General features: G+C 36.1%; 15 protein-coding genes and 2 tRNA genes. 5 read left to right on the forward strand and 12 right to left on the reverse strand.

Annotation, left to right across the window (positions count from 1 at the left end; genetic code table 11):
* Window positions 1-2: 2 nt before the first annotated feature.
* The gene (locus tag DDY94_RS10620; RefSeq protein WP_232817858.1) at window positions 3-1,832 is read right to left on the reverse strand and encodes an SLC13 family permease; all 1,830 of its coding nucleotides are present in this window, start codon (window positions 1,830-1,832) and stop codon (window positions 3-5) included.
* A 249-nt stretch (window positions 1,833-2,081) separates the two neighbouring features.
* Here DDY94_RS10620 and bshB1 point away from each other — a divergent pair, with 249 nt between their 5' ends.
* Window positions 2,082-2,804: a bacillithiol biosynthesis deacetylase BshB1 gene (gene bshB1, locus DDY94_RS10625; RefSeq protein ID WP_111684095.1), complete on the forward strand. Its 723-nt coding sequence runs from the start codon at window positions 2,082-2,084 to the stop codon at window positions 2,802-2,804.
* A 48-nt stretch (window positions 2,805-2,852) separates the two neighbouring features.
* On the opposite strand, the gene DDY94_RS10630 is transcribed toward bshB1, so the two are convergent.
* The 5 genes from DDY94_RS10630 to DDY94_RS10650 form a co-directional block, all read right to left on the reverse strand.
* Window positions 2,853-2,928: transfer RNA gene (locus DDY94_RS10630), tRNA-His, on the reverse strand.
* Between the two features lie 90 nt (window positions 2,929-3,018).
* Window positions 3,019-4,596 carry a M28 family peptidase gene (locus tag DDY94_RS10635; protein ID WP_111684096.1) on the reverse strand — a complete coding sequence of 526 codons (1,578 nt, stop codon included), beginning with the start codon at window positions 4,594-4,596 and terminating at the stop codon, window positions 3,019-3,021.
* A gap of 104 nt (window positions 4,597-4,700) precedes the next feature.
* The gene (locus DDY94_RS10640) at window positions 4,701-5,732 is read right to left on the reverse strand and encodes a M28 family metallopeptidase (RefSeq protein WP_111684097.1); all 1,032 of its coding nucleotides are present in this window, start codon (window positions 5,730-5,732) and stop codon (window positions 4,701-4,703) included.
* 66 nt (window positions 5,733-5,798) lie between these two features.
* Window positions 5,799-6,137, reverse strand: coding sequence for a DUF2232 domain-containing protein (locus DDY94_RS10645; RefSeq protein ID WP_111684098.1), 339 nt, complete (start codon window positions 6,135-6,137; stop codon window positions 5,799-5,801).
* A gap of 20 nt (window positions 6,138-6,157) precedes the next feature.
* On the reverse strand, window positions 6,158-6,937 hold the full coding sequence (locus DDY94_RS10650; protein WP_111684099.1) for a DUF3108 domain-containing protein: 780 nt from the start codon (window positions 6,935-6,937) through the stop codon (window positions 6,158-6,160).
* A gap of 172 nt (window positions 6,938-7,109) precedes the next feature.
* On the opposite strand from DDY94_RS10650, the gene DDY94_RS10655 reads away from it, so the two are divergent.
* From DDY94_RS10655 to DDY94_RS10665, 3 genes are all read left to right on the forward strand, one after another.
* Window positions 7,110-7,194 (forward strand) — tRNA-Ser (locus DDY94_RS10655).
* 501 nt (window positions 7,195-7,695) lie between these two features.
* Window positions 7,696-8,874, forward strand: coding sequence for an acyl-CoA dehydrogenase family protein (locus DDY94_RS10660; protein WP_111684100.1), 1,179 nt, complete (start codon window positions 7,696-7,698; stop codon window positions 8,872-8,874).
* Between the two features lie 39 nt (window positions 8,875-8,913).
* On the forward strand, window positions 8,914-9,960 hold the full coding sequence (locus tag DDY94_RS10665) for a peptidoglycan bridge formation glycyltransferase FemA/FemB family protein (protein WP_111684101.1): 1,047 nt from the start codon (window positions 8,914-8,916) through the stop codon (window positions 9,958-9,960).
* A gap of 62 nt (window positions 9,961-10,022) precedes the next feature.
* On the opposite strand, the gene DDY94_RS10670 is transcribed toward DDY94_RS10665, so the two are convergent.
* From DDY94_RS10670 to DDY94_RS10695, 6 genes are all read right to left on the reverse strand, one after another.
* Window positions 10,023-12,182, reverse strand: coding sequence for a xanthine dehydrogenase family protein molybdopterin-binding subunit (locus DDY94_RS10670; protein ID WP_111684102.1), 2,160 nt, complete (start codon window positions 12,180-12,182; stop codon window positions 10,023-10,025).
* A gap of 11 nt (window positions 12,183-12,193) precedes the next feature.
* Window positions 12,194-12,655: a (2Fe-2S)-binding protein gene (locus tag DDY94_RS10675; protein WP_111684103.1), complete on the reverse strand. Its 462-nt coding sequence runs from the start codon at window positions 12,653-12,655 to the stop codon at window positions 12,194-12,196.
* 98 nt (window positions 12,656-12,753) lie between these two features.
* On the reverse strand, window positions 12,754-13,242 hold the full coding sequence (locus tag DDY94_RS10680) for a nucleoside-triphosphatase (protein WP_111684104.1): 489 nt from the start codon (window positions 13,240-13,242) through the stop codon (window positions 12,754-12,756).
* Window positions 13,232-14,236, reverse strand: a complete 1,005-nt coding sequence (locus tag DDY94_RS10685; protein WP_111684105.1) for a hypothetical protein — start codon at window positions 14,234-14,236, stop codon at window positions 13,232-13,234. The genes DDY94_RS10680 and DDY94_RS10685 overlap by 11 nt, the downstream gene beginning before the upstream one ends.
* Window position 14,237: 1 nt before the next feature.
* The gene (locus DDY94_RS10690; protein ID WP_111684106.1) at window positions 14,238-14,837 is read right to left on the reverse strand and encodes a nucleotidyltransferase family protein; all 600 of its coding nucleotides are present in this window, start codon (window positions 14,835-14,837) and stop codon (window positions 14,238-14,240) included.
* Entirely contained in the window at window positions 14,830-15,837 is a 1,008-nt protein-coding gene (locus tag DDY94_RS10695) for an XdhC family protein (protein ID WP_111684107.1), read from the reverse strand. The genes DDY94_RS10690 and DDY94_RS10695 overlap by 8 nt, the downstream gene beginning before the upstream one ends.
* A gap of 139 nt (window positions 15,838-15,976) precedes the next feature.
* Here DDY94_RS10695 and DDY94_RS10700 point away from each other — a divergent pair, with 139 nt between their 5' ends.
* Window positions 15,977-16,606: an NAD(P)H-dependent oxidoreductase gene (locus DDY94_RS10700; protein WP_111684108.1), complete on the forward strand. Its 630-nt coding sequence runs from the start codon at window positions 15,977-15,979 to the stop codon at window positions 16,604-16,606.
* Window positions 16,607-16,644: the final 38 nt, after the last annotated feature.

Genomic DNA, 16,644 nt, shown 5'->3' on the forward strand with positions numbered 1-16,644 from the left:
TTTTAAAATGGCCAAATAATTGGCACTAATATTAATGTTGTTATTAAGAACAATAGGAGTAAAGGGGCTCCTACGGTAACGTAATCTTTGAATTTATATCCACCACCAGTCATTACCATAGCATTGGTAGTAGTTCCTACAGGAGTTAAAAATGCCGTTGACGCACTTATGGCTACAGCTATCATAAATGGTGCAGCAGAAAGGTTTAAACTACTTGCGGCTAAAATCACAATAGGCGCCATTAAAACAGCGGTGGCAGAGTTGTTTATAACCTGACTGAAGGTTGTTGTTAAAAGAAATATTCCACCTAATAATACAATTGGATGCAAACTCCCGAGGGTTTCAACTAAACCATTCGCGATGAGCTGTGCTACGCCTGTTTTTTGTAATGCTAATCCCATTGGAATCATCGCAGCAATCATTACTACGCTTATCCAACTTATTCCTTTATAGGCTTTAGTTATAGGGACACAACCTGTTATTAATATTATTCCTGCGGAAATTAGGGCTGCGATGGCACCTGGCACGATTTTAAGTACCAATAAACCAATCATCAGCACTAATGCAAATAGAGCAATGTATGATTTATAAGTAATGTTTGTTACGGTTTTAGACATTCCTTCTGGGCTACCAATAATAACAAGGTTCTCATGATGAACTTTTAATTGCTCAATGTCATTCCATATTCCGCGAATTAAAAATGCATCTCCGGCTTTCACTACAATTTCACGATCTGTAAGAGGCTTATTGTTTCTTGAGGCAGCCATTAGTTGTACTCCGAAACGTTTAAAAAATCTTCCAATTCTAACACGTCTTCCCACAAGGGTTGATTTAGGAGTTACAATAATTTCAGTCATTCCGACCTCCTGATTTATGAGGTTGTTACGCAATTCATCTGCGATTGGTTCTAGCGGTAGAAGACCAAGTCTGAATTTAATCATCAGGGCATTTATGGCTTCGGTATCTCCTTTTACAGTAATGATATCGTGATATTTGAATTCGGTATCATCGGAAGGGAATTCAATAAATGGATCGTTTCCTTTTAAAACATTTGGGTGACGGCGTTTAATTCTCAAGATCGATACTTGATGTTCTTCTTCAAAATTCCATTTACCGATCTCAGTTCCTAATAAAGGTGAAACAGAACGTACTCTCAATCGATAATAATCATCATTTACTTTGTATGCTTCAATCCATTTATGAAGTGTAGAACTTATATCAACTGGTTTATTGTTCGTTTTATTACTTGGTAGTAATCGGTATCCAATAAATTTGAAATAGATCAATGTTAGTATTAATAAGGGTAATCCTATTAGAGCGAATTCAAAGAAGGAGAAACCTTCCATGCCGCTTTCTAGCATGGTATTATTAACAATAATATTTGGCGGTGTACCTGTTAATGTTAGCAAGCCACCAGTATTAGAACCAAAGGCCACTGGCATTAATAATTTTGAAGGTAAGGTTCCTATACTCCAAGCCGAAGAAATAGTAACAGGCATTAATGTAGCAACAGTACCCGTATTACTAACAACACCAGATAGAAGGCCTGAACCTAAGGTGGTAATGAGTAATAGCTTAGTTGTGCTTTTACGAGCCATTTTAATAAATTGTTGTCCTGCTAATGCTGTCCAACCTGTTTGTGATAATCCCTCTCCTATAATAAATAAAGCGGCGATCATAATTACTGTTGGATTACTGAAGCCGCTTAACGTTTCGGTTAGATCTAATATCCCAAAGACAAATAAACTTAGCATAGATAGTAGGGCAATGATATCTGGTGTGAATTTTCCCCAAATGAAAAGTAGTATTGTACAGGTTAATATTATTAGCATTAAAGTCATTTCTGAAGAGTTTTATGTTACTCTATAAAGTTAGAAATACTACCGTAAAGTTACAGGCAATGCTGTGTAATTATTATGACGAATGTCATGCTTTTACTGAATTGTGAATTATTCAATTTTATAGGGGTAATTAAGAAAAAATATGTCGAGAATTGAAACGAAACCGTTTGCGAATTAAAAAGAAATCGAGAATCTATAACCTTTTTAATATTTTTGGCATTACAGAAAATCACATAACACATGAAATTAGACATTTTAGCTATTGGAGCACATCCAGATGACGTTGAATTAGGCTGTGGAGCAACTATCGCAAAAGAGGTTGCAAATGGTAAAAAAGTTGGCATTATTGATCTAACGAGAGGCGAATTAGGTACTCGTGGAACTGCTGAAACTCGTGATGAAGAGTCTAGCAATGCTGCGGAAATTTTAAATGTGGTTATGCGAACAAATATGGAATTTGCAGATGGATTTTTCATTAATGATAAAGCCCATCAATTAGAGCTCATTAAAGAAATCCGAAAGTACCAACCTGAAATAGTATTATGCAATGCTATTGAAGATAGACATATAGATCACGGTAAGGGAAGTCAATTGGTTAGTGATGCTTGTTTTTTAAGTGGATTACGTAAAATTGACACAAAACATGAGGATGAGGATGATTGGCAACTACCATGGCGACCAAAAGCAGTTTATCATTATGTACAGTGGAAAGACTTACAACCCGATATTGTAGTTGACGTTTCAGGATATATGGACAAAAAAATGGAAGCTGTATTGGCTTATAAAACTCAATTCTTTGATCCAGATAGTAAAGAACCTGAAACTCCGATTTCAAGCAAGAACTTCACAGATAGTATAACGTATAGGGCCAGGAACATGGGCCGTCTTATCGGAACTGAATTTGGCGAAGGATTCACTGTAGAACGTTACCCTGCAGTTGATTCTCTGTTTGATTTAATTTAGAATAGGGTACAAAAAAAGCCCTTCATTTCTGAAAGGCTTGGTCTTTTTGGGTGGAAGATCGGTCTCGAACCGACGACCTCCTGAACCACAATCAGGCGCTCTAACCAACTGAGCTACAACCACCATTTTAATTAGGATTGCAAATGTAAACGATTTACGTTTTTCTGCAAAACCTTTTTTTAGTTATTTATTTCTTTAATCTCTGATATAACCGTTATTCAAACGTTTTGTCTACGGTAATACGGTCGCTTCTATTTGCTAATTCCCATGCGGTATGAAATACCAATCGCGCTCGATTTTCAAGCAGGTCGTACTCAATTTTGTCTGCTGTATCACTAGGTCTATGGTAATCATCGTGCGTTCCATTAAAATAGAATATTACTGGAACGTTGTTTTTTGCAAAATTGTAATGATCTGACCTGTAATAAAAACGATTTGGGTCATTTTTGTCATTATAGGTATAATCTAATTCAACATTACAATATTTACTATTTACCTCTTCAGAAATTTCATGTAACTCAGTACTTAGTTTATCACTACCTATTAAATAAACATAATTTCTTTCTCCTTCTTTTCGCTTCGGATCAGTTCTACCAATCATGTCGATGTTTAAGTTAGCAACAGTGTTTTCCAACGGAAAAACAGGGTCATTATCCGTATAATGTCTAGAACCTAAAAGACCTTTCTCTTCACCAGTAACATGTAAGAACAAAATTGAACGCTTTGGGCCATTACCAGCCTTTTCAGCCATTTTGAACGCTTCAGCAATTTCTACGATAGCTACTGTGCCTGAACCATCATCGTCCGCTCCGTTGTAAATTTCGCCGTTCTTCACACCTTCATGATCCAGATGAGCGGAAATTACAATAATCTCATTTGGGTGTTCTGATCCTTCAATAAAAGCAACTACATTTTCAGACATAACTTGTTCAGCTGTATTCTCTACAGATATGTCCATTTTTGTATTTAAAACAGTGGGTTTAGAATCTTCTTCAATCTTACTGTAGATAGCTTTCCCCATATTGGCATTAATCATTAACATCATCATTTCTGGCTCATTGCTTTTTAATGATAAACGCCCAGAAACGCCGGCAGCTGCTTGTCTTTGGTAATAAGGTGCATATCTTTGAAATAAATTGTTGTCCATAAAAATGAGACCCTTAGCGCCTTGATCTCTTGCCGCATCTCTCTTACTCGATAAAGATTGACGTCCATAAGACCATTTGGTGTTTTCTTGACTTCCAGAGGTAACATAATTTCCTGCCTCATCCTTAGGTTCACCAGCTTTGGCTAAAACAATTTTTCCTTTAACATCTATTCCATTATAATCTGAATAATTATCGGCATGAATGCCATAGCCGACATATACAATATCATCGACTGACAGGTTGGTTTTTCCGGAAGATCTGAGAACGATATGATCTTCAAAGCTTGAAAACGGAGTTCCGTTAACAGATATCTTCGCTTCTGCAACTCCTTGTTTTTCTAACGGGACTTCTTGAAAGTAATCGTCATTTCCTAATGGCGTAGCAACATCTATAGCTTTATATTGCTTTTTGAGATATTCTACGGCTAATTTCTGACCGTTTTCACCAGTATTTCTTCCTTCAAATTCATCTGAAGCATATACATAAAGCATTTCTTTAAGTTCATCTGAGGTAATGGTATTAGCATATTCAACCGGATCGACTATTTTTTCTTCGTTAAGTTGTGATGAAGATTGGTTGCTTTTTGATGAGGTACCACAGCCAAATAATACTGATATACCCAAAAGCATAAGATTTTTTTTCATAACAATAGAGGTTTTAAGAACGGATTTATTGCAAAATTTGCTAAAAATACAAAATTCGAAATGTCTTGAAGTTTAGGCCCTTCGGCATTTAACAAACTTTAACACTAGATAATTTCAGCCTTAATAGGGAAAGGTGAATTAGCCAAATACCACGCTGTTGCAAAGATTAGCTTTGTGCGTTTTTCTAAAAGCTGGTAATTAATTTTGTCCGCGGTATCTGTTGGCTGTGTGTAGTCTTCATGTTCTCCGTTAAAGAAAAATACAACAGGAATATCTTTTAGCGCGAAGTTGTAATGATCAGATCTATAGAAATAGCGATTTGGGTCGCTATCCTCATTGTATTTGTAATCTAAATCTAAGTTTGTAAAGTTCGAATTTGCCTCTTGAATTACAAAATGAAGTTCGGTACTAATACGATCAGCACCAATTACATAAATATAATCCTCATTATCCTCATGCCTTTCATCAACGCGTCCTATCATGTCTATATTTAGGGTGCTAATAGTATTTTCCATGGGAAAGATAGGGTTATTGGTGTAATAACGCGATCCATGTAGGCCCACTTCTTCTGCCGTTACATGCAAAAAGACAATACTGCGCTTAGGACCATTTCCGTCTTCAGCAGCCACTTTGAACGCTTCGGCCATTTCAAAAACAGCCGCTGTTCCAGAGCCATTATCGTCAGCTCCAGAATATATTTGTCCATCTACAATTCCTTCATGATCAGAATGGGCAGCGATATAAATGTACTCATCCGGAAATTCAGAACCTTCGATAAACGCTATTACATTTTGAGATGCATTAAGGTCATCTGGCAGGGCTTCTTTGGGAACTTTTTGAAAATAATCCGGATGTGATTCTGGTGCAGCAATATCTAAGTCTTTATAATAATTCCTGATATAATCACATACCATATTATGACCATCTTCGCCTGTCATTCGGCCTTCGTATTTATCCGAGGACACTTCTTCTACAAAAGTTTTGAGTTCTTCTGCGTTGATCGTTTTGAGATAATTTTCTACAGTGCTTTTATCTTCGTAAGAAATACTTTCCTTTAAATTCTCAATTTTTTCACTATGTCTAACTGTAGAACATGAACCTACAAGAACGAGGGCGGAGGCGACTAAAAATTTCATTTAATGGTTTGGTTTGCGCAAAAATAAGTTAAAAGCACATAAATAGCTTTACACCTTTGTGAAATATTAAAAATCTTCATCAATTTCAATATCCTCTAGTAATTCTTTAGAATCTTCGAGATTCTCTTCATCTCGCTGTTCTAATTGATCTGTGTTACCTATTTCTGAAGTGCTAAAAATGCTTTTATAAATGGTTAGAGACAAAGCTATTATGACCATTATAAAAATATATTGAATGGTTTTGGTTTTGGATTTTTCTTTTTTCGAAATTAATAGTATTAATAAACCACAAACGAAGGCTACAATGATTGGTATTACCGACAAGTTTGATAGGGGAGTTACAGCCAAAACTACAGCTAAAATAGCAGCAATGAATCCTAAAGCGATTAAAAGTTTTTTAAGCATAACTTATTTTGGTTTTAAGATTAATTTTTGAGTCCTGTTGCAGATTGAATTTTCAATTCTCCATTACCAACTGGAATTTTGAATTTTGCATATACAGGAATCTTATTTGCGTCTGCAGTTAGCCACAATAAGTTGGCGTTTTTCCCTCTCAGAACATCACTCCCTTTAAGCGAAATCGCCAGTTTGTAACATTCTTTTGTTCCAATCTTTGTTGAAATGGTTTCTTTCCCTATATACTTTAGGGTTATTACATTTTCTTCATTATCAAAAAGTACGGTGAAGTCTTGTTGATCTCCCGGATTTGCTTTATGAATATCAAGATTCCTTATATAATAAAGTGTAGCAACAATATCCTTTGTTGATGGTTTAATGGTTACGTTTTTATTTTCATCCCAAGTTTTGCCATCCTTTCTTTTTTTTCGTTTGAGGCTCTTAACCAAATTGGCTTTATGATTGTATTTGTATTGCATAAACTTGTAATAGCCGCCTTCACTGATATCCCTTTTGTACAAATATGGCGTTAAGGTTTTTGGATTGACATAACTCTCATACAAATCTCTAATCTTGAAAAAGTTGTCCCATTTCTCGTAAGTTGTGGCTGTACATTTGAGTCGCATTAAAGTACTTTTTGAAGTTTTAACTTCACTTGTTTCCATTTTTATCTGAGCAATGTCAGTTAATAAGCCAGACATATTATAAGATGCCGAATACACTAATTTTTCGCCTACAGCAACGGTTTTATTTTGCCCGATACACAATGTGGCGAAGGATATAAAGAATAAGAGTAAGTAAGCTTTCATAAAATTGGTTTGAGATTATAACGTTAACACTAACATATATTGTGCCGAAAATACAATCCAATTTTTAATGATGCTAATTTTATTTGGTAATCAATTCGTCTATTTAAATTTGAAAAAACTAAAAAAACCCTTTGGCAACATCAAAAAGGGTTTTATATTTGCATCCGCTATCGGAGAAATGGCAGAGTGGTCGAATGCACTGGTCTTGAAAACCAGCGAGGGTCACACCTCCGGGGGTTCGAATCCCTCTTTCTCCGCAAAATAAACCCACAACACGCGTTGTGGGTTTTATTTTTTTGAATGGTGAACGTTCACGTATATAAGTTTAAAAGAACAAAATCATATTGAGCGAAGCTCAAATAGGGTTTTATACTACGCTAGGGCAGTTATTTAGATTAATAAGTATTCCTTTTTCCTCCATATAGCGAAAGCCTCAACTCTAATAAGTATTATATTTATTGGGTTTCATTATTTCATTATGCCGTTGACAGAGCCATAAATGACCTTAAAATTAGATTTGATTTAAGTTTATTTTTTTCCGATAGATTTTTAACATATTACCGTCAAGATTAATGTAATGCTATTATTCGACCAATTTTTTGGTATTTAATCAATTAATTTCATCCCTTCAGGTTATTAGCAATATATTCGAATTAAAGCCCTGTGCTTCAGTGTCAGAATTACAACTTATGGTATGAAGCACATAATTAATTATTATGAATTTAGTGATAGAAATATCATTACAATAAACAATTATTATGCACAAATCGACATTAGAAATCTCTACAATGTTACCGTCAGATGCTGCTAAAGCGGTTTTTGAAACAGCTAGAGCACGTCGCCATGAAACTGAAGAATCAAGAAGATTAGCACCAGCGCTGGTAGACCACTTAAAGGAAACAGGTTTATTTAGATTAGGCCTACCAAAATTTCTGGGAGGTTGGTCAGATGATCCAATTGAAGTATTAAAAGCTTATGAAATTCTCAGTAGTGGAGAAGCTGCTGCTGGTTGGAGTGCCTGGAATAACCACTTGGCTTGTACTTTTGGTCGTTTTCTCGATGAAGAGAGTATGAGAGAAATTTATAAAGATGGCTCACATGTTTATGCGAATTCTGCTCGCCCAGAAGGTGTGGCGGAAATTGTATCCGGTGGATATAAAGTAAACGGACGTTGGACCTTAGTATCTGGATGTGAAATTTCAGATTGGTTTGCCTTGCGTTGCCTTGTTACAGGTGAAGGATTACCTAACACACTTGGCCCTGGCGCAAAACTTAAGTTGTTTTTTATACCTAAGGAGGCCATTAATGTTATCGACACATGGCATGTTGGTGGATTAAGAGGTACTGGTAGCCACGATATTGAAGTTAAAGATCATTTTGTGCCTGAAGCTTATGCTGTTGATTTTGAGAGTCCGGTAGCCATTGATAGTCCTTATAGTCGTTTACCGATTGGATGTATGAATGCGGCTGGAAATGCAGCAATCGCACTTGGTATTTTTAGCGCAGCATTAGATGATTTTGTGAAGATTTGTTTCGAAAAGATAACTCCAGGTAAAAATCCTGATTTACGAGACAGAGATCGTGTGCAGGATGTCATTGCGAAAAGTAAAACTTTGTTAGCTGCTTCAAGATGTCAGCTTCATAATTCTGTGTCTGTTATCTGGGAAGAAGCCCAAGCAGGAAATGAATATACAGATATACAATTAGCTGATGTTTGGACAGCCTCGCACCAGGCCGCTGTAACAGCGAGATCAATGGTTTCTGAAATCTATGCAGCTGCCGGAACCGTAGCACTTTACACAAAAAACATCATTGAGCGTGCGCACAGAGATGTATATGCTGTAAATCAGCATGGAATTGTACAACCGCTTTGGATGAAGCAGGCTGGAATGGCTTATGTAGGATTAAAGCCTACAGGTGCAATGTTCAGAATTTAGTATCCAAAAAGAATTAGTTCTCAAATTTTAAGCAAACCTATGATCGAAATAATAAAAGATAAAAACACCTGGAAGGAACAGGTTGATATGGTACCGAATTCGGATTTTTACCATACCTACGATTATCATCAGCTTTCGAAAAATGATGGTGAAGACCCTGTGCTTATTCATTATGTAGATGGATCTACATCTTTGTTGATTCCTTTGCTATTTAGAAATATTGAAGATACAGACTATAAGGATGCCACTTCTGTTTACGGTTACGCCGGACCACTAGTACAAAATATCGGAGAATCCTTCAATTTTGAAGACTTTAGAAACGAGTTTAATGCGTTTCTACATGATCACAAAATTGTTTCTATTTTCTCTCGATTACATCCTTTTATTCCAAATCAGGAAATAATCCTAAGCGGATTAGGTGAAGTTTCTACCTTAGGAAGGGTGGTGTATATCGATTTGAAAGATCCTCTTGAAATCCAAAGAGCAAAATACAATAGACGATTAAAAACTTATATAAATAAATGCAGAAGAACCTGCACGGTGATTGAGGGTGATCTCGATCAGCATCTCGATGATTTTATTCGCTTGTATCACCAGAATATGAGGCGAGTAGGTGCGGGAGATAATTACTTCTTCACTAATGAATATTACCGAAAAGTGTTAACTAGTAGCGATTACAAATCTGAATTATCGATATGTATTCATAACGAAACTCAAGAAGTTATCGCAGCGTCTATGTTTATGAAAAAAGGTAATATTGTTCAATATCATTTATCAGGTTTAAGTGAAGATCACTTCGAACTCAATCCTATCAAATTGATTTTAGATGAAATGCGTATAAAATCAACCAATGAAGGATACGAGATATTTAATTTAGGCGGTGGCTTGGGTAGTAACGAAGACTCCTTGTTCAGATTTAAAAGTGGTTTTTCTAAGACTTTTGAAGAGTTCAAAACATGGAAGTACATTGTTAATGAACAAGTTTATCGAGAATTATCCTTAAATAGGTTAGGCGATGATTATAACTTAAATGAGGTAAGCTTTTTTCCCGCCTATCGGTTTCAAAATAAGGTAGAAAAAGTATAATAAATAAAAAGCCCACATTCTCAATGCGGGCTTTTTTTATCTGTAATCATTATTTAACGTGATCATATGGTTAAATCCGTTTTACGCGTATTTAACTCCTTAATGAAAGGTTGCTTTGTGAGAATCTGACCCGTTGCATTTCGAATTGCATTAGCCAAAGCACCTCCAGCAGGGGGTAAGCCAGGTTCTCCAAGACCAGTAGGGGATAATTCATTTTCAACAAAATGAGTTTCTACGATCGGTGTTTCCCTCATTCTAATTAAACGGTAAGTATTGAAATTCACGTCGTTTGGCTTCCCTTCTTCAAAAGAAAAGTCTCCATACATCGCATGGCCTATGCCATCAATGACTCCACCTTCGATCTGGTTTTTTGCTCCCGTAGGATTCACTACTATTCCACAATCAACAGCTACAGTTACTTTTTCAATTTTAGGTTGCCCATTATTTAAAGTTATATCTACAACTTCGGCAACATGAGTGTTGTGACTATAATAGGCCGCGAAGCCCTGATAGGTGTTAGCATTCGTTTTTCCCCATTTGCCTTTTTCTGCTGCCAATTTGATGGTGTCAATCATACGTTTGGCCGAGTACTGTATGTTAGGGTCTTTTCCGTCTTCAACATTACTCAATAAATCTAATCGTAACTGAACGGCATCAACATTTAATTCGTTGGCCAATTCATCAAAAAAGCTTTGTTCTGCAAATGCTAAGAAGTTAGTGTACGGTGCTCTCCACGCACCTGTAGTGATATTACTTCTGTAATTTCCTGATTCAACTTTGTAGTTTTCAATAGCACCTGCAGGAAAGAAATGTGGAATCAGTCCGTACATATTTGAATTAATAGCCGCTTCTTTCAGGTGATACGCTGTAACTTTTCCATCTTTTAGTGACGCCTTAATTCTGTACTTTATTGCCGGTCTATATATACCTGCAGCCATATCATCTTCACGCGAAAATACGACCTTAACAGGTTTTTTCGTCAGGTTAGAAATTTCGGCCGCTTCTAAGGCGAAATCGCCATATAGTCTTCTTCCGAAGCCGCCACCCATTCGCGTCATTTCTAAATGAATATCCTCTTCATTTCTGTTAATCAAATTAGCGATTCTTCTGGCAGTACCTGCTGGTGTTTGAATCGGACCAACTAAATGCACTTTTTCTTCCGTAATATTTGCATAGAAATTCATTGGCTCCATGCAATTATGTGGAAGGAAAGGTGATTCATAAGTGCGTTCTATAATTTTATCTGCCTCGGCGAAAGCTTTTTCAACATTGCCGTCTTCTCTTCGAACATCTAAATTTTTGCGATCTAGAATTTTATTCAACTCGTCATTGTGATCTGAGGTATTTTCTAAATTGCCATCACTGGTCCATTCAATTTGAAGTACTTTTTTTCCTTTCATAGCCGCCCAGGTACTCGAGGCTAATACAGCAATCTTATCACCAAATTGAACCACTTCAGAAACACCATTTACAGCTTTTGTAGCCGTCGCATCGAACGAACTTATCTTCTGACCAAAAGCAGGTGGGCGGGCTACTGACACATAAAACATACCCTCACTTGTATAATCTAATCCAAATAGAGGTTGACCAGTAATGATTTTTTCCATATCTACATTAATGGCGTCTTTACCAATGATCTTATAGTCTTGAGGAGATTTTAAGGAAACGTCCTCCGGAACTTCCAATCCTGCGGCTTCATTTACCACATCGCCGTATCCTAAAGTATCACCATTGGCGTTAGTGATTATTCCGTCTGCGGCTTTACAAGTTGAGGCATCAACGGCCCATTTTGCTGCTGCTGCATTAATTAGCATTTGCTTAGCGGTTGCCCCAGTTTGCCTTAAGGCGTCCCAACCAAATCGTATTGATTGACTACCTCCAGCAACTTGTCTCTGGAAATTTTTGGTGTCTAAATCTCCTTGCTTAACCGATACATGCTCCCAAGGCACATCTAATTCTTCAGCAATGATCATTGGCATGGATGTTTTCACACCTTGACCAATTTCAGGGTTAGGAGAATATATGGTGACATAGCCATTATCAGCAATTTCAATAAATGCATTAAACTCATTGAAATTTAGTTTCGAAATATCTACTGGCGGTTTGGCTGTTTCTTCACATGCCGTTAAGAAGTTAAACCCAATTAATAATCCACCACTCGCAAGTGCCGAAGTTCTTATAAAACTTCGTCTGCTAAATGTTACTTTATTTTGATCTTTCATAATTCTTGGGCTTAAGACATTTTCTTAGCAGCTAGCGCTACCGCTTTTTCAATTCTATTGTAACTAGCACAGCGGCATAAATTACCATGCATCGCACTTCTTATTTCCTCGTTATCCGGACTCGGATTTTGCTTCAAAAATGAGGTTGCTGTCATGATCTGACCAGCTTGGCAATATCCACATTGTGGCACGTCGAGTTCTTTCCAGGCCTCTTGAACAGGTGAGAGTTTATCGCTTGCTAATCCTTCAATAGTTGTAATGTCTGAATCGGTTAATCGCGATGCTGGTATAGAACAGCTTCGCATGGCAACACCATCAACGTGAACTGTGCAAGCGCCACATTGTCCAATTCCACAGCCATATTTAGTACCCACTAAATTGAGTTCATCTCTTAGCACCCATAATAGTGGTGTATCATCGTCAGCAGTAACAGAAACTTTGTTGCCATTGACTTTTAAGTTAAAACTTGACATAATAATAATCGGTTAATTCCTTAAATTTAAGAAATTATGAGCAGTATTAAGGGAAAAGATTCAAATTAACATTTCATAAAGAAGAGTATTCTGAGTAATTAAAATGAATTATTTTTTATATCGACTATCCTTAAAATTTTTACTTCTTTGAAATTATATTTCGAAACGAATTCTTCTAGACAATTATCTCTCACTACGAAAAGTAGATCAGGAGTTGCCTCGTTGATTGTACTGAGCAAATGAAGTACTAACTGATGAAAACCTGAATCTTTCCTTATTTCTAAAGGGCCAATTTCATCGATCACCATAAATTCAGCATGGCATAAATCCCACGAATTTCTGACGCTTTTTTCTATATATTCAAAACTTTTTTTATCAAAATTGAATTTACCAACGGATAATTCACCGTTAGGTTTTTCCATGTCTAATAGCTGACCAGTTTCAATATCAAAAAACATGCGTTTTCCGTTAATATCAGGAGTTAAAAACCCAGTAACATTTGACCTCTTTTTTATCCAATCTTGTAAAGCTGTTGTTTTACCAGTTCTAATGGCTTCAGACAATATGTAAACCTTATTATTGCTCATCTTCAGAATAATACAACGAAAGACTTAACCAATTAATTACAAACCATTTTAGGCGATTTACAACCTTTGTTTGTTGCTTTGAAAGCTGTTGGGCTAAACCTACATTATTTTTAATGTCTGGCATTAAGTTCATAATATGATTCAGGGTTTTCTGGTTTTTTCTTTTCTCTTTACGTGCCCATTTTTGCATAAAATATTTAAAGATTGGATTGAATAGAAACATAAAGAACACGATTGCAGCGAGTGTACGCAGAATAATGGATAGCGCTTGTTTTGGCATTCCTGAAAAGATAAATACGATTGTTGAAAACAGCAACAAAGCAACAATTAACCAAAACCGTTTTCTTTTGCGTTTCTTTAATGGTGTTTTATTAGCGGTAAATTCAAAACTTCTATGTTGTAATTCCATTGCATTTTGAAATACTTTTTCAGGGAGTCTGAATGCAAAACCGCCCGCCAGAATTCCAACAATAAAATATAATAAGCCATATATTGTTAGAAATAGCCAAGGCAATTCTGTGATCCATTCTGCATTCAATTTTTCCTGAAGTCCATCAAAAAATTGCTGAATGGATACCCATAAATTCATACCAAAAATAATGGTAAGTGTGAGTATTTTTTGAAAAGCAGATTCTAGAAGAGCAATAGCTCCAAGACTGGCTGAAGTCATTTTATTGACTCCAAAAATACCATAAAGACTTGCCCCGAGAATGCCTTGAAAAAGTACTGCAACATAAGCCATTGGTGGCGAGTGTGGACTTACCATAGCTTTGATTAATACAACAAGCATTGTTGCCTTAATAATAGAATTGAAGCGCTCTTCACTCGACTTGGCAATGAAGGTAATAATGATCACGGCAAAACTACCTAAAAGAATACCACTAAATGGGATTTTAGCCGCATGTAATAAACCTCCCAAACCACTTTCGCTAATTGCCCAAATGGCAATTAGTTTGGTGTGCAGTAATTTTGGCGTCGGATTAAATGCGAGCATATTATGTTTTTTCGATTCTTTTAATCAATTTCTGATAGTCCTTCTGTGTATCTATATCGAATAAATTTTCTGTTTTCAGACCAATAATAGTATGATTTTGTGAATTTAGAAATTCTTTAGCGCCTTTATCGCCTTTAAGTTTTAATAGGTCAGAAAAGTAATTATTAGATATGACGACTGGAACACCAAAACTGTTATTGTAATCAGCTGCTACAATTTTTTTTTGATCACTTTTGAATTCTTTAATGAGGGTATTAAAAAATTTGGTTTGAATTAGCGGTTGATCGCCTAATGCAATGAGAACAGCATCAAATCCTTCGTTTTGAATACCTTCAATACCACATTTAATGCTTGAACTTAATCCTTCTTTATAGTCTGAGTTTATTACTAAATCTATAGAATGCTTTTGAAGATAAGGCTTAATGGAACTAGCCTCAGCTCCAAGGACGCAATATATTTTATCTATATCGGCTTGTTTAACATTTTCAATTGTCTCTTCTAGGATTGTAGTCTTTTTGAAGGGAAGCAATTGTTTAAGAGTACCCATTCTAGATGAGCTTCCCGCGGCGAGTATTAGTGCTGCAATTCTAATTTTAGGCATAGGATTTACCTGAAAGTGTTCTTAATGATGTTGGTTTAGTTTTACGAAGAACCGATAATATTTCTGAAAGAATAGACAAGGCAATTTCTTCGGGTGTGATGGCTCCAATGTGTAATCCAGCTGGGCTATAAACAGCATCTAAAAATGATCCATCAAGATCTTCTTTATAACTAAAGAGGTCATTTTGCAAGCGTTCTCTACGCTTTACTGAGCCTAAAATCCCAATATATTTGGGTTCAACTTCGGTCAGTTTAATGAGATATTTCAAATCTAAGGCGTAGTTATGTGTCATTAAAACCACTATAGTTTCTTTATCAATTTTCAGATCAAATAATTCTGGGGTACTATCTGTAACGGACTTTGCACCTGGAAAATCTGAAAGTTGTTTTGGGTCATTAATTGAGGTTATTACGTCAATTTCCCATCCTAATAATGAAGCCATTCTGCAGAGTTTAACCGCATCGTGTTCAGCACCAATAATTACTAGTCTTGGACTTGGATTAAGTGTTTGAGAAAACTTCTGATTGGCTTCAGTATTAATTGAAGTATTAAATTGAAAAATATGGTCGTTATCAAATGTAACTTGACTTCCAAAATCGCCAGTAACGTCATCTTCCTTTAGATAATAAGATTCAATTTGAAAGGATTTTCTAGAATCTAGCATTTTATAAAAGGCATCAATAAAGCTATTATCTAGATCGATCAATTCAAGTAAAATATAAAGGGTGCCTTCACAACCTAAACGAAACCGCCCATCATAAGTCATCATTTTAGATTTACCATCCTGAAATACAGACTGCGCGCGTCGTCTTACTTCAGCCTCTACACAACCACCACTCACTGCACCTGTCATCGTCATATCCTCAGAAATTAGCATCCTCACTCCAGGTTTTCTATAAGATGAACCTTCAAGATCAACAACAGTAGCTAAAACGCTCTTAATACCTTTTTGTTTATCAGCGATAGCCTGGGTAATTATGTTTTTGAATTCGTGCGTCATTTCGTATTCAATTAATGAGAATCGTAAGATTTATAAAAGTACAATTTTATTTATCAATGAAAAGTGATCAATAGTTAAGAGCAGCAATAATTAGGACTATAACTTAGCATTATTCCTTACTTTTGCAGAAAAAGAAAACATGTCGATCATAGATAATCTAAAATGGCGCTATGCCACCAAAAAATTTGACAATTCAAAGGTCTTGTCAGACGATCAAATTCAAACCTTAAAAGAGGCTTTCAATCTCACCGCCTTGTCTTACGGATTACAGACTCTAAAAATGGTCATTGTAGCAGATAGAAACCGTCGCGAAGATTTGGTTCAGCATTCATACGGGCAACGACAGGTTGCGGATGCTTCTCATTTGCTGATATTGTGTATTCAAAAGGATATCAATGATTCGGATGTAGAACAGCATTTCGATAATGTGAAAAAGATTCGCCAAACACCAGATAGTGTCTTGGAGCCTTTCAAAAATGGATTGACGTCTACTATTAATAATATGCCAAAAGAGGCTAAGACTAATTGGGCTACAAGGCAAGCCTACATTGCCTTAGGAAATTTAATGACAGTGTGTGCTGTTGAAGGTATTGATGGTTGTCCAATGGAAGGCTTTGTGCCTTCAGAAATCGATAAAGCATTAAAGCTAGATGATTTAGGATTAAGTTCGGTGTTAATGTTTCCGGTAGGTTTTAGAGCAGAAGACGATATGTTTGCTACGCTGGAAAAGGTAAGAAAATCAATTAGCGATACCATCATAGAATTGTAAAAAGACATTTCTAAAAAGTATTCAAAAGGTTATATTTG

The sequence above is a fragment of the Winogradskyella tangerina genome, assembly GCF_003260205.1.
GTDB classification, from domain to species: Bacteria; Bacteroidota; Bacteroidia; order Flavobacteriales; family Flavobacteriaceae; genus Winogradskyella; species Winogradskyella tangerina.